Source organism: Mesorhizobium sp. M7A.F.Ce.TU.012.03.2.1, assembly GCF_004006095.1.
Lineage (GTDB): Bacteria > Pseudomonadota > Alphaproteobacteria > Rhizobiales > Rhizobiaceae > Mesorhizobium.
Genome location: NZ_CP034779.1, coordinates 6,079,390 through 6,093,069 on the forward strand (window position 1 = coordinate 6,079,390; position 13,680 = coordinate 6,093,069).

General features: G+C 61.9%; 11 protein-coding genes. 5 read left to right on the plus strand and 6 right to left on the minus strand.

Annotation, left to right across the window (positions count from 1 at the left end; genetic code table 11):
- Positions 1-720: 720 nt before the first annotated feature.
- From EJ079_RS30245 to EJ079_RS30255, 3 genes are all read left to right on the plus strand, one after another.
- Positions 721-936, plus strand: a complete 216-nt coding sequence (locus tag EJ079_RS30245) for a hypothetical protein (RefSeq protein WP_164874012.1) — start codon at positions 721-723, stop codon at positions 934-936.
- 6 nt (positions 937-942) lie between these two features.
- Positions 943-1,386 (plus strand): hypothetical protein, encoded by a 444-nt coding sequence (locus EJ079_RS34085; protein WP_245481754.1) that lies wholly within the window; start codon positions 943-945, stop codon positions 1,384-1,386.
- A 224-nt stretch (positions 1,387-1,610) separates the two neighbouring features.
- Positions 1,611-1,955 (plus strand): hypothetical protein, encoded by a 345-nt coding sequence (locus tag EJ079_RS30255; protein ID WP_127396723.1) that lies wholly within the window; start codon positions 1,611-1,613, stop codon positions 1,953-1,955.
- 33 nt (positions 1,956-1,988) lie between these two features.
- Here EJ079_RS30255 and EJ079_RS30260 read toward each other — a convergent pair whose 3' ends face one another.
- The 4 genes from EJ079_RS30260 to EJ079_RS30275 all read right to left on the minus strand — a co-directional run bounded on the left by EJ079_RS30260 (position 1,989) and on the right by EJ079_RS30275 (position 7,419).
- A complete protein-coding gene (locus EJ079_RS30260; RefSeq protein WP_127810954.1) occupies positions 1,989-3,608 on the minus strand; it encodes an ABC transporter ATP-binding protein in 1,620 nt (539 codons plus the stop codon).
- Positions 3,609-3,624: 16 nt separating this feature from the next.
- Positions 3,625-4,746 carry an ABC transporter permease subunit gene (locus EJ079_RS30265; protein ID WP_127267925.1) on the minus strand — a complete coding sequence of 374 codons (1,122 nt, stop codon included), beginning with the start codon at positions 4,744-4,746 and terminating at the stop codon, positions 3,625-3,627.
- Positions 4,739-5,662, minus strand: coding sequence for an ABC transporter permease subunit (locus EJ079_RS30270; RefSeq protein WP_127322904.1), 924 nt, complete (start codon positions 5,660-5,662; stop codon positions 4,739-4,741). The genes EJ079_RS30265 and EJ079_RS30270 overlap by 8 nt, the downstream gene beginning before the upstream one ends.
- Positions 5,663-5,826: 164 nt before the next feature.
- Entirely contained in the window at positions 5,827-7,419 is a 1,593-nt protein-coding gene (locus tag EJ079_RS30275) for a peptide ABC transporter substrate-binding protein (protein ID WP_127810955.1), read from the minus strand.
- 390 nt (positions 7,420-7,809) lie between these two features.
- Here EJ079_RS30275 and EJ079_RS30280 point away from each other — a divergent pair, with 390 nt between their 5' ends.
- Positions 7,810-8,244 carry a TadE/TadG family type IV pilus assembly protein gene (locus tag EJ079_RS30280; RefSeq protein WP_127396103.1) on the plus strand — a complete coding sequence of 145 codons (435 nt, stop codon included), beginning with the start codon at positions 7,810-7,812 and terminating at the stop codon, positions 8,242-8,244.
- Positions 8,245-10,026 carry a TadG family pilus assembly protein gene (locus tag EJ079_RS30285; protein WP_127810956.1) on the plus strand — a complete coding sequence of 594 codons (1,782 nt, stop codon included), beginning with the start codon at positions 8,245-8,247 and terminating at the stop codon, positions 10,024-10,026.
- Between the two features lie 11 nt (positions 10,027-10,037).
- Here EJ079_RS30285 and EJ079_RS30290 read toward each other — a convergent pair whose 3' ends face one another.
- Both EJ079_RS30290 and glgX read right to left on the minus strand, forming a co-directional pair.
- Positions 10,038-11,657 (minus strand): alpha-glucosidase family protein, encoded by a 1,620-nt coding sequence (locus EJ079_RS30290; RefSeq protein WP_127810957.1) that lies wholly within the window; start codon positions 11,655-11,657, stop codon positions 10,038-10,040.
- A complete protein-coding gene (gene glgX / locus EJ079_RS30295; RefSeq protein ID WP_127810958.1) occupies positions 11,644-13,653 on the minus strand; it encodes a glycogen debranching protein GlgX in 2,010 nt (669 codons plus the stop codon). Before glgX ends, EJ079_RS30290 begins: the two co-directional genes overlap by 14 nt.
- Positions 13,654-13,680: the final 27 nt, after the last annotated feature.

Here is a 13,680-nt window from a genome sequence, read left to right on the forward strand (position 1 = left end):
ACTACTCGCGTCCCCGTCAGTCGGATGGCGAATTTCTATTCGCCGTGCCTCTGTGACTCGGCCGACAGCGATGCCTGTTGCACTGGACAGTAACCAGACGGTCCAACCGGCCGCCTGATGTTTTCATGCGTGCGCTCGCGGACAGCTTCTGGAAAGATCCTGACGGATACGCGCGTCTCCGCTCAGCGGAGGCCAAAAAAGCTCAAGATCGCTATCACGATGACTACAGCTCCAACGAGCCAAATGATGTTGTTCATGATCTCTCTCCTGTTGCCTGGGGAAGCCCGCGCCTCTGGCGGAGAACGCGGGCCGACCAGCCTTTGCCGACTGATCTGCAGCAGACACCAAATCGTGATCCCGGCTGCGAGAATAAACCATCAGGCACGCCTAATGTTCCGTCGTGCGTCCTATGATCATAGGCGCCGGCATCATCACCACGACAGCGCTGTCGTGACAGGTTCCGTCCTCACCCATCGGCACCATCCCGTGGTGATCGAACGACGGGTACCGACGCTGGGATCCGGCCCCGATTCTTGATGGGAGTCGGGTCTTGATGGGAGTGGGGCCACGAGAGGCCTTTGGCACGCATCCCAATCACGCCCGCAACCAGACTTAAGTCCAGCCCCTGCCCGACCGAAGTCCAGGTTGGAAACGCTTGCCCTTGCCCCAAATTCGGGTGGTGGGCGAAAAATGATCAATGAAAAACTAAAGAGCAGCAGCATGTCGAACCGTGAGACCAAGAAATCCCATGCCCTGGGCATGCGCATGACAGAGATCAAGGCCAGGATGCAGGAAGCCCAGATTACCGAAGACGAGATGAAGACCTTCCAGAAGGTCGCGGCCATCATGGAGGGCGACGAGGGCCGAATCGAGGTTGACGACCTGATTGCCGCGTCATTCCTCACCGACACGACGCTGAACAGCCAGAAGCGTTAAGCGACCATGCCGACGATTAGCAGACTTTTTGATTCCCCCGCCGATGCGGCGCGGGTCGCCAGCGACTTGGTGGCGGCCGGAATTCCTCGCGTACAGATCGCCATCATCGGGCCTTACAATAACGAGGCGGGATTTCTTAGGGTTTCCGCTTTGGGATCGTTACTTGGCGCTGCCGCCGGCGTGTTGGCCTGCCTGAGCGCCGTTGCGGCCTATGGCACCAATCCTGTTGCTGCGAGCGTGTTGCCAGCAGCGGTGGCGGGCGCGGTCTGCGGCGGCGTTGCCGGCGGTCTGCTTGGAACATTCGCCATGACAGCCATAGAGGCGGATGGTCAGGACGTTGCCGAGGGGGTGGTTCTGGTGACGGCGCATGTCGATGAAAATGACGCCGACATCGCTCAGGCAGTGCTCGGCGGTCGTCCCCCGTCGACGTTCGTGGCTGAAGCAGCGTAGGAAAGGCCCGCCCGACGTTGCCGAGACGCGCTCTCTGCGTTCACCAGTGATTGAACCCAACACGCGCCAGATAGCAATTCGAGTGGCAGAGAATGTTCCTGCGCCGGACGCAAAGCTGGCCGGTAGCAGGTTTCTTCGCGGGCCGCATATTTTGACGAAAAGGTCCGTCGGCTTTAGGGTTGATGGACCTGATGGAGTCAGCGAAACGGCGGGCCGAGTGCGACATGAATTTGAATTCAACCACAGCCCCGCCCTTGATTCTTGTGATGACGCTGGTTCTCTTCGCTGGCTGTTCATCGCTCGGCAGAACCGTCGATGCAGCGAAATACGATTCGATGACGTGCACCGACCTCAACAGGGCGATGGGAGACGTCGCCCGTGACATCTCGCAAACGGCAATCACGCGCGGCAAGGTGGCCAACACCAATGTTCCACGCTGGCTGCTCGGCGGCTCACGCGTGAAGACCGCGGTAGCCAACCGTGAAACAGCCAGGATCGACCGGCTTAAGCAGCAACAGGATGCCATTGCCGCTGTGCGAGCACGCAAGTGCCTCAGGTCCGCGAATTGAGCGGACAGCCAATGCCTCGGTGCGGAGCCCGGTTCAGGCGCTCAGGCGAAATCGCGTCACGTCGATCGCCGCGGCCATCAGCGTCTGTGTGTAGGCGTGCCGCGGATCGATGAAGATCGCCTCAGTCGGCCCTTCCTCGACGATCTTGCCCTGTTTCATGACGATGATGTAGTCGGCCATGGCGCGCACGACCGACAGATCGTGGCTGATGAAGAGATAGGACAATTCGTGGTCCGCCTGCAGCTTGCGCAGCAGTTCGACGATCTGTTTCTGCACAGAGCGATCGAGCGCTGAGGTCGGCTCATCCAATACCACCAGCCTGGGCTTCAGGATCATGGCGCGAGCAATGGCGATGCGCTGCCGCTGGCCGCCGGAGAATTCGTGCGGGTAGCGATTGCGTGCGTTGGGGTCGAGGCCGACCTCGCGCAAGGCGTCGACCGCGCGTTGATCACGCTGCTTGCCCGAAAGATCAGGCTCATGCACCAGAAGTCCTTCGGTGATGACCTGGCCGACGGTCATGCGCGGCGACAGCGAGCCGAACGGGTCCTGGAAGACGAGCTGCATCTGGCGCCGCAGCGGCCGCATCGCCTGCCTGTCGGCTTGGGAAATGTCGCGATCGCCGAAGCGGATAATTCCGTCGCTCGGCAACAGCCGCAGCAAGGCGCGGCCGAGCGTCGACTTGCCCGAGCCGGATTCACCAACGATGCCGATGGTCTGGTTTCGCTGCAGCCGGATCGAGATGTGATCGACGGCACGCAGCATCAGCGGTTCACCAGCAAGAAACCCGCCGCCAATCCTGAACGTCACTTCGACATTTCTGCCTTCGAGCAGCACCGGAGCATTGGCGGGCGGCGGCGCCTTGCTGCCGGTCGGCTCGGCCGCCAGCAGCATTTTCGTGTAGGCATGCTGGGGATTGACGAAGATGGCCTCCGCCTCCCCCTCCTCGACAACCTCGCCTTGGCGCATGACATAGACCCGGTCGGCAAAGCGGCGGACGATGCCAAGATCGTGGGTGATGAAGACGATCGCCATGCCGAGCTTGCGCTGCAATTCGGCCAGAAGCATCAGGATCTGCGCCTGGATGGTCACGTCGAGCGCCGTCGTCGGCTCGTCGGCGATCAATATGTCAGGGTCGTTGGCGAGCGCCATCGCGATCATCACACGCTGGCGCTGGCCACCTGACATTTCATGCGGATAGGATTTCATCCGCCGCTCGGGATCGGGAATATGCACCAGCCGCAGCAGCTTGAGCGCCTCTTCCCGCGCCTCGGCGGCATTCAGGCCCCGGTGCCGGCGGATCGGCTCGATCAACTGATTGCCGATCGAATAGAGCGGATCGAGCGAAGTCATCGGCTCCTGAAAGATCATGCTGATCTTGCGGCCACGAACCTGGTTGAGCTCGGATTTGCTGAGCGTCAGAAGATTGCGGCCGCGATAATCGACGCTGCCTGTCGCTTCGCCGTTCGATGCCAGCAGGCTCATCGCCGCCATCATCGTCTGGCTTTTGCCGGACCCGGATTCGCCAACCACGGCAACGGTCTCGCCCGCATTGACGTGGATGCTGATGCCCTTCACCGCCTCGACTGCGCCGTCGAGCGTGCGGAAGCGGACACGCAGATCCTTGACGCTGAGGATCGTTTCGGAAGCAGCCATCTTAGCGATCCCCATCTTATCGATCTCTCGGGTCCAGTGCGTCGCGCAGGCCGTCGCCGACGAAGTTCAGCGCGAACAGCGTCGAGACGAGGAAGAAGGCGGGAAACAGGAGCAGCCAGTTGGCGGTGCCGATGTTCTTGGCGCCGACCGAGATCAGCACGCCCCAGCTGGTCATCGGCTCCTGCACGCCGAGGCCGAGAAACGACAGGAAGCTTTCCAGGATGATGACCTGAGGCACCAGCAGCGTCATGTAGATCACCACCGGGCCGAGCAGGTTGGGGATGACGTGGCGCAGCAGGATACCGCGCTGGCCGACACCCATGGCTTCCGCCGCCTGGACATATTCCTGCCGGCGGATCGACAGCGCCTGGCCGCGCACGATGCGCGCCATGTCGAGCCACAGCACGGCGCCGACCGCCAGGAACATCAGCACAAAGTTGCGGCCGAAAAACACTACCAGCATGATGACGAAGAAGATGAAGGGCAAGGAATAGAGCACGTCGACGATGCGCATCATCACCTCGTCGACCTTGCCGCCGGCAAAGCCGGCAGCGGCCCCGTAGACCACGCCGATGACCACCGCCACGACACCCGCGAGCAGGCCGATGGCCAGCGATATGCGCCCGGCCATCAGCGTGCGCGACAACAGATCCCGGCCGGTGTTGTCGGTGCCGAACAGGAAATATTGCTGCTTGATCGAGGCGCTCATCGTCACTTCGAGACCGTCGGGCGACTTGCTCTCGATCTTGGTGCCGTCAAAGGCATCGGAACGGTCGAGATAACGGATGTTGCGATCGTCGATCGGCCTGGTCGACTTGACGGTGACGAAGACCTGGTTGCCTTCCTGCCGCCACTCCTTGATGTCGACCCGCATGCGCTTGATCGCTTCGGTGAGCGCCGTCTCGATCATGTCGGCCTTCGGATAGGCTGACAGGCTTGGCGGCATACGCACATAGTCGGCATAGATGGTGGTGTATTGATGTGGCACGAACCACGGCCCGAACACGCTGACGACACCGATCAGGGCAAGGTAGTACAGGCTGAACATGGCGGCGCGATTGGCCTTGAGCCGCGCCCAGGCATCCCCCCAGAGCGAACGGCCGATGACGGTGGGGGCTGTGGCTGCGATGTCAGTCATAGCGCACCCTCGGATCGACGACCGCGTACATGACGTCGACGATCAGGTTGAAGACAATGGTAAAGATGGCGATCACCACCACCGTTCCCATCACCAGCGTGTAGTCACGATTGAGCGCGGCATCGACGAAATAGCGGCCGACGCCTGGAATGGAGAAGATCGTCTCGACAATGACCGAGCCGGTCAGCAATGCCGCCGCCGCCGGACCGGTGAAGGAGACGATCGGCAGGATGGCACCGCGCAGCGCGTGCTTGACCACCACCGACCAATCGGACAGGCCGAGCGCGCGCGCCGTGCGGATGTGGTGGGACCGCAAGGATTCGATCATCGAGCCACGCATCAGCCGGGCGACGATGGCGATCTGCGGCAGAGCGAGCGTCAACACCGGACCGACCTTGTTGATGAAAGCGCCATCGCCCCACCCACCGATCGGCAGCAGCCTCCAGGTCAGCCCGAACAGGAGTTGGATCACCGGCGCGATGACGAAGGTTGGGATGGTGCTGCCGGCCGTCGCCAGCGCGATCACCGTATAGTCGCCAAGCTTGTTCTGGTTAAGCGCCGCAATGGTGCCGAGCACACAACCGAGCAGCAGCGCCAGGACGAGCGCCGAGGCACCGAGCTGAACCGATATAGGCAGGCCCTTGGCGAAGAGTTCGGTGACGGTGAAGTCCGGCATGTTGTAGCTCGGGCCGAAATTGCCGCGCAGCAGATTGCCGAGATAATGGACGAATTGCAGCCAGAGCGGATCGTTGAGGCCGAACTGGGCTTCGAGATTGGCCCTGATCTCGGGGCTCAGCCCCCGCTCCTGGTTGAATGGGCCGCCCGGCGCGACGCGCATCAGGAAAAACGCCATGGTCACGATGACGAACAGCGTCGGGATGGCGGTCAGAAGCCGCCGTAATACGTATCGCAGCATCGGTGCCCCGCTTGACCCAGAGCAACGCGCGTCCAGTTGGACGGTTGCGCCCTAGCCTTCAAATCTTCGCACCGACATGCCGAAAATCGATTCCGGTTCCCGGGCCGATGCGATGGCAAACCAGCACCGCCGCGCATCGAGTTGCGCGGCGGCCCAGCTAAGGATCAGTCCTTGCTGATGAAGCGGGACGGATGGATGTCCATCACATTGTCGTCGAAGCCATGCAGCTTCGAGGAAACGATGTCGTGGAAGCTGTAGTAGAGAAGCGGAATGTTACCGACGTCATCGACAAGGATGCGCTCGGCCTCAGTGAGGTCCTTCATGCGCTCTTCCGGCTTGCCGCCGGCAGCCGCAGCCTTGTCCATGGCCGCTTCATATGCCGGGCTGACATAGCTCGAATAGTTGTTGCCGCTGGCCTTGCGGGTGATGCCGAGGAAGGTCTCCGGATCCTTGTAGTCGGCGATCCAGGCGGCACGCGCCACGTCGTAGTCGCCCTTCTGCTCGAGGAAGGAGTAGTGGGTCTTGGTGTCGGTGTTGACGAGCGAGACGTCGATGCCGAGCGGCTTCAACTGTTCCTGGATGGCGACGGCCGTGTTCTTGTGGTTTTCCGAAGTGTTGTAGCGGATCTCCATCTTCAATGGATGCTCGGGCGTATAGCCGTGTTTCTCGAGGGTCTTCTTGGCAGCGTCCTCGCGGTCGATCTGCGACATGTCGGCGTATTTGGCCATTGCCGGCGTGTAGCCCGCGATGCCCGGAGGCACCATCGAATAGCCAGGCAGCATCGAGTTCTGCCAGACCTTCTCAGCGAGGAAGTCGCGGTCGATCGCCATCGAGATGGCGTTGCGCAGTTCGACATTGTCCCAGGGCGCCTTGTCGGTCTTGATCGCATAATAATAGGTGCCGAGATAAGGTCCGACGCGGACCTGGTCGCCGAACTTGGTCTTGAGGTCAGCGAGCTGTTCGGTCGGCAGGTCGCCGTAGCTGTCGAGTTCGCCGGCCTCGAACCGCTTCATTGCCGATGAGCGGTCTTCGGTCGGGATATAGTTGACGACGTCCATCTTGACGGTCGCGGCGTCCCAGAATTTCGGATTCTTGACCAGCTTCATGTGGTCGTTGGGAATCCACTCGGCCAGCGTATAGGCGCCGTTCGAAACGAGATTACCCGCCTTGATCCAGTCGGCGCCGAGCTTTTCGATCGAAGCCTTGTTGACCGGATAGGTGGCTTGGTGGGTCAGCATCTCCAGGAAGTAAGGCGTCGGCGCCTTCAGCGTGACTTCGAGGGTATTTGCGTCAATCGCTTTGACACCCATATCTTCCGGCTTGCCCTTCTTGGTGTTGACGTCCTCCGCACCCTTCACCGGGTACAGCATCGAGGCGTATTCGGCAGCGGTGGCCGGATCTTCCAGCCGACGAAACGAATAGACGAAATCGTCCGCCGTCACCGGGCTGCCATCCGACCAGAGGCCATCCTTGCGCAGCTTGAAGGTGTAGACAGTGCCGTCGTCGGACACTGTCCAGCTTTCGGCCGCGCCCGGAATGAGGTTCGTCTTCTGGTCATGCATGACCAGGCCCTGGAACAAGTCGCGTATGATATCGGCTTCGTAGACTGTCGAGGTCTTGTGCGGATCGACCGTCTCCGCTTCGGCGGCGCTACCTCTGTTATAGACGGTCTCGGCGAAAGCCGGCGTGTAGAACGTGCCGGCGGCCAGCGCCATGGTCGTGGCGAGCACCGTCGCCTTCAGCATGTTTTTCAGCATGAAGTTCTCCCTGTCGGCGCTGCCGTTGGCGCGCCTAGTAAGTGTTGACGCCCTGGAGTCGATATCTGACCCCTTTGAGCGCGCCGCTGGTTCCCGTCCTGCGGCTCGTGCCCAGACACTAACGCGGAGAATTTTTATTTCAACAGACTCTCTGGGTCACCCAAAGTAAGGCGGACGAAAGCTATGGCGTGGCCACTGAAACACCAGCCGAAACCAGAAGCTTGACTTGGTTTCTTCACCTAGACGCCATTTTTCACCGCGAATCGGAGCCATGCCAGTTTGCCGGAATGTCTTAATGCGTTCTTAAGCAACCTGGGGTTACATTATGAGTACCTTCTATATGGTTCGAACTTCAGACGCGTGGCGGCTATGAGTAACAGAGAAAGTAAATTGCCCAAAATCCGTCAATTAACGCGGAAATTTCAAGAAGAACGGGGCACTTCTGCGGTCGAATTTGCCTTACTTTCACCGATTTTCATTCTCCTTCTACTCGGAATGGTTGCGTATGGTATATACTTCGGCGCCGCCAACTCGATCCAACAGATCGCAGCGGATGCCGCCCGCACGGCAATTGCCGGATTGAACCAGACCGAACGCCAGACGCTCGTAGCCAGCTTCGTCAGCAACAATGCCGGCGGATATCCTTTCGTGGATGTCAGCAAGTTGACCTACCAGGCCAACGACAGCACGGCTGATGGAAGCCAGTTCGTGGTTTCCATCCAGTACGACGCCCGCAACCTGCCGATCTGGAACCTTTTCCCGGGCATAGCCATGCCCGGGACCACGATCAAGCGTCAGTCAACGATCAGGGTCGGGGGCATTTGAATGCTGCTGCACGCGTGCAATGGGATCGGCCGCCTTGCCCGGTTGATGCTGAGGGACAGGAAAGCGAACTTCACTGTCATGGCGGCATTGAGCGCGCCGGTGGCGCTGGCGCTGGCCGCGGTGGCCATCGACGAAGCCTCGATCTACACCGAGCGCCGCGAAGCCCAGGCAATGGTGGATTTGGCGGCGATCACCGCCGCCTCGAACATGACCAAAGTCAACACAGCGGTTGTCACCACGCTGACCGACAACGGCATGCCAGGGGTTGTCGTTCAAAGCTCGGGACAGACGATCGAGCCGTCGGCCGGCAAAACCGTCGTGACGGTCACGCCCGGGCGATATGTGGCATCCGGTGCCAATGTGGGCCAGCGTTTCCAGGCCAGCGTAACACCCTACAATGCCGTCCGTGTCACCCTGAAGAAGATCCCGGCCCGCTATTTCGCGAGTTCGCTGATCCCCACCCCCGTCATCGGCACCCAAGCCATCGCCAGCATGACGCCGCAGGCGACGTTCTCGGTCGGATCGAGGCTCGCCAGCCTCGATGGCGGTATCCTCAACGCGCTTCTCGGCGGACTTCTCGGCAGCAACATCTCGCTCAGCGTCATGGACTACAACGCGCTGCTCTCCGCGGATGTGAGCGTGCTCTCCTTCGTCGACGGCCTTGCCACACAGTTGAACCTGACCGGCGTGTCGTATTCGGATGTGCTGGCATCGAAGGCGACCGTCGGCCAAATCGCCACGGCCATGGCCAATGTGCCGGGGCTTGGCAACACGGCCAAGTTCGCCCTGCAGACGATCGCTTCCAAGTCGACCAGTACGGTCCAGATCCCGCTCAGTCATCTGATCGATCTCGGCTCCGTCGGCAAGTTGGGCCTCGGTCAAAAGCCGGCCGGCCTTGGCGTCGATGCCAGCGCGATGGGCATGCTGACCGCCGCCGCCGGACTGGCAAACGGTTCGAAGCAGGTCGACGTCGCCCTCGGCGCCGCCATTCCGGGGGTGCTGTCGACCACGCTCGCCATCGCCATCGGCGAACCGCCGCAATCCTCGCCGTGGCTGGCGGTTGGAGAAGCCGGCACCGTGGTTCGCACCGCGCAAACGCGCATCAAGCTGCTGGTCACGGTCGGCGTCGGCAATCCAAACCTGGGCGGCGGTATCAGCCTGCTGTCAGTCAAGCTGCCGCTGAATGTCGAAGTGGCCTACGCCGAAGCAAAGCTGACCGACATCAGTTGCCCGACCGGCCCCGACAGCCTGAAGGTTACCATTGCCGCGAAGCCCGGCATCGCGGCGGTGAACCTTGCCGCCAGCGATGCCGATAACAGCCCCACCGCCTTCGCGGATTTCAGCAACCCGCAGTCGTTCTCCGACGCCAACATCGCGGATGTCAGCCTCAATCTGCTGCTGTTAAAAATCCCGCTAATACTGGTGAAGGGTTCGGCGGGTGCCGACATCACCAACGTCAGCCCGACCAACCTGGTCTTCAACAAAACCGAGATCGCCGCCAAAACCATCAAGACGACGCCAACACGGGACATTACCCAGACGCTGACAACGTCACTGGTCGACAAGTTGTCGCTTTCCGTCAATGCGCTTGGTATCCTCGGGCTTGACATAACGGCGTTGCTCGGCACCGTGAAGCCAGCTGTGACGACGCTTTTGAAAACCGTAACGGCACCAGTCGACACATTGCTTTACAACCTGCTCGATACGCTCGGCGTGCATCTCGGCGAGGCCGATGTCCGGGTCACCGGCGCGACATGCGGACGTGCCGTGCTGGTGCAGTAACGGTCCGGGTATCAGTCGAGCCTGCCAAAAAAGACTCCGAGCGCTGGCAGCAAAAGCTCGGTCGTGACGATCGCGGTGCCATCCAGCTGTACAACCGCTCCGATATTCCCCGGCAACGGCCAATTGGCCGGTCCTCCAGCGAAATTGAAGACACAGAGCAGTCTTTCACCGCCGCCCTCGCGAATGAAAGCGAGCACGTCACCCTCGGCGTCGAGAAAGCGGATCGAGCCTGATACCAGAGCCTCATGCTCCCCGCGCAAGGCCAGCGTGGTCCGATAGGACTTCAGCACCGAGGCCGTGTCGGCATTCTGGACGTCGACCGCGCGGGCGCGATGGCTGGCCGGTATCGGCAGCCACGGCCTGGCCGTGGAGAAGCCCGCATTGTCGGCGCCGGCCTCCCAGACCATCGGCGTGCGACACCCATCCCTGCCCTTGACGCCTGGCCAGAAGCGGATGCCGACGGGATCGCGCAGATCCTCATAGGCCAGTTCCGCCTCCTCCAGGCCCAGCTCCTCGCCCTCATAGAGGCAGATCGAGCCGCGCAGGCAGGACAACAGCATGATCGAGAATCTTGCGACCGCGTCGGGATCGCTGCCCGGCCTTGTCCAGCGGCTGACATGGCGCACCACGTCATGGTTGGAGAACGCCCAGCAGACCCAGCCGTCGGAAACGGCCGCTTCGAAGGCTTCGACGCAGCCACGCACATGCGCGGCCGAGAACTGCGGACCGAGCAGGTCGAAGGTGTAACACATATGCAGCTTGTCGCCGCCTGACGTGTAGGCGGCGAGCGTCTGCAGCGAGCGGCCTTCATCACCGATTTCGCCGACCGCGGCGCGGTCGTCATATTCATCGAGCAGCGTCCTGAAGCGGCGCAGGAACGCCAGGTTTTCCGGCTGCGTCTTGTCGAACAGATGCTCCTGGTAGAGGTAGGTGTTGGTCTCGCTGTTAGTGCCGGCGACGCTCGACGCCAGGGGCGGATTGCTGCGCAGCCAGCGGTCATGGACATAGTAATTGACCGTATCGAGCCGGAAACCGTCGACGCCCCGCTCCAGCCAGAAGCGCACCGTGTCGAGAAGCGCGTCCTGGACCTCCGGGTTGCGGAAATTCAGGTCGGGCTGCGAGGCTAGGAAGTTGTGCATGTAGTATTGCCGGCGGGTCGAATCCCATTCCCAGGCCGGGCCACCGAACACCGAGAGCCAGTTGTTGGGCGCGCCGCCATCGGGCTTGGTATCGGCCCAGACATACCAGTCCGACTTGGGGTTATCGCGGCTGGCGCGGCTTTCGACAAACCAGTCGTGCTTGTCGGACGAATGCGACAGCACCTGGTCGATGACGATCTTCAGGCCGAGACGATGCGCCTCGGCGACCAGCGCATCGAAATCTTCGAGCGTGCCGAACACCGGATCGACATCGCAGTAATCCGACACGTCGTAGCCCATATCGGCCATCGGCGACTTGAAGAAAGGCGACAGCCAGACGGCGTCGACACCAAGCGAGGCGACATGGGCGAGCCTCGACGTGATACCCGCGAGATCGCCGCTGCCGTTGCCGGTCGTGTCCTGGTAGGAGCGCGGATAGATCTGGTAGATGACGCAACCGCGCCACCATCCGGTCTTGTCACTCGCCGCCATCGCGCTTCTCCCCTGTGCCGGCTTGCGCTCGTTCGATCATGAAGATCACCGCCCGTCCCGATATCGGTCGCGAGCTGTCCGCCGCATCCGGCGCTTCGATGGCTGGAGCCCAGAAGAATCCGTCTCGCTCAGGCAAGGTGAACATGCAGGCCCGGCGATCGCCGTTGATAAGCACCGCAAGACGGCGGTCATCCTCGGCGGCCAGGATCATGACCAGGCGGTACCGCTGCGGATCCTGCCAGCTCTGTTCGTCGAGCGGCGCGCCTGTCTCGGTCAGCCATGCGACGTCCGGTATCTCCGAACCTGCCGGTGGCTGGCCAGTGAGGAAGCTTGTGTCGGAAAGCGCCGGCATCGACCGGCGCAGCCTCGAGAGTTCCGCCGTGTAGCGCTCCAGCGCCTGGTCGCGGCCGGCCCAGTCGAGCCAGGTGATCTCGTTGTCCTGCGCATAGGCGTTGTTGTTGCCCTGCTGGGTACGGCCGAACTCGTCGCCTGCGGTCAGCATGATGGTGCCGCGCGAGGCAAACAGCGTGGCGAGCAGCGCGCACTGATCGTTCTGGCGAGACTCCCATACGGCCGGATCGTCCGCATCCCCTTCGACGCCGCTGTTCCAGGACAGGTTTTCATTGTGACCGTCGCGGTTCTGCTCGCCATTGGCTTCGTTGTGCTTGCGCTCGTAGCGCACGATATCGGCGAGCGTCATTCCGTCATGGGCGGCGATGAAATTGACGGTCCGACTGGCGTTTTGCCTGTTCGTTGCGAACACATCGGACGAACCGGCAAGCCGGGTCGCCAGCGCACCGACCATGCCGGCGTCGCCGCGCCAGAAGCGCCTGACGTCATCGCGATACTTGTCGTTCCATTCGAGGAATGGCGGCGGAAAATTACCGAGCTGATAGCCGTCGGAACCGATGTCCCACGGCTCGGCGATCAACACCCGATCGGCCAGCAGCGGGTCGTCGCGCATCGCTCTCAGCATCGGCGCCTCGGCATCGAATGTTCCTTCAACCCTGCCCAGAATTGGCGCCAGGTCGAAGCGGAAGCCGTCGACGCCGGCATCCCTGACGAAATGGCTAAGCGTGTCGAGGACCATCTCCTGGACGACAGGATGATCGCAAGCGACCGTGTTGCCGGTGCCGGTATCGTTGGCCAGCCCGCCGTCTGATGAGTGCCGGTAGTAGGCCTGGTTGTCCAGGCCGCGCAGCGACAACGTCGGGCCAAGCCAGTCGCTCTCGCCGGTGTGGTTGAAGACGAGGTCGAGGATGACGCCGATGCCAGCCTCTCGCAGCACGGCGACCGTGTTTCGCAACTCCATGATGCCGCCTGGCGCCAAACGCGGATCGAGGGCCATGAAAGTCACGGGATTGTAGCCCCAGGCGTTGCGCAGCCCGAGCGGCGGCAAATGTCGCTCGTCGATCGACGCGGTCACCGGCATCAGTTCGACCGCGTCAACCCCCAGTTCTTTCAGATGCTCGATAACCGCCGGGTGAGCAAGTGCGGCGACTGTTCCGCGCAATTTTTCGGGAATGTCCGGATGCAGCATGGTGAAGGCGCGCACCGGCACTTCGTAAATAAGGCCGCCCGGCTGGAATAGCGGCGGGGCAGCCTGCACCGGCTTCGGCAGCGCAGCGGCAATCGCCTTCGGCATCAGCGGCGCGGTATCGGCGCCCTCGCCCCGGCGCTGGGCCAGCCGCCAGTCATAGACATAGGACCTGTCGATCTCGACGGCATATGGATCGGTCAGGAGCTTGGCGGGATCGAACCACAGTCCGCGTTCCGGCGCGTAGTCGCCATCGGCGCGAAAGCCGTAGCGGATGCCCTGGCCAAGGCCCGCAATGAACAGCGCATGGACGCCCTCACCTTCCGGCTGCAGTTCGAGCCGTTCGATTTCCCGGTTGCCCTGCTCGTCGAAGATCGAGACCCAAAGCCGACGGGCCGCCTGCGACCAAGCGGCAAAGCGGATGCCTTCGCGGGTGACGGTGGCGCCGAGCTGGGTCATGCAGTCTCCCCCTTCGCCCCTTGTGGG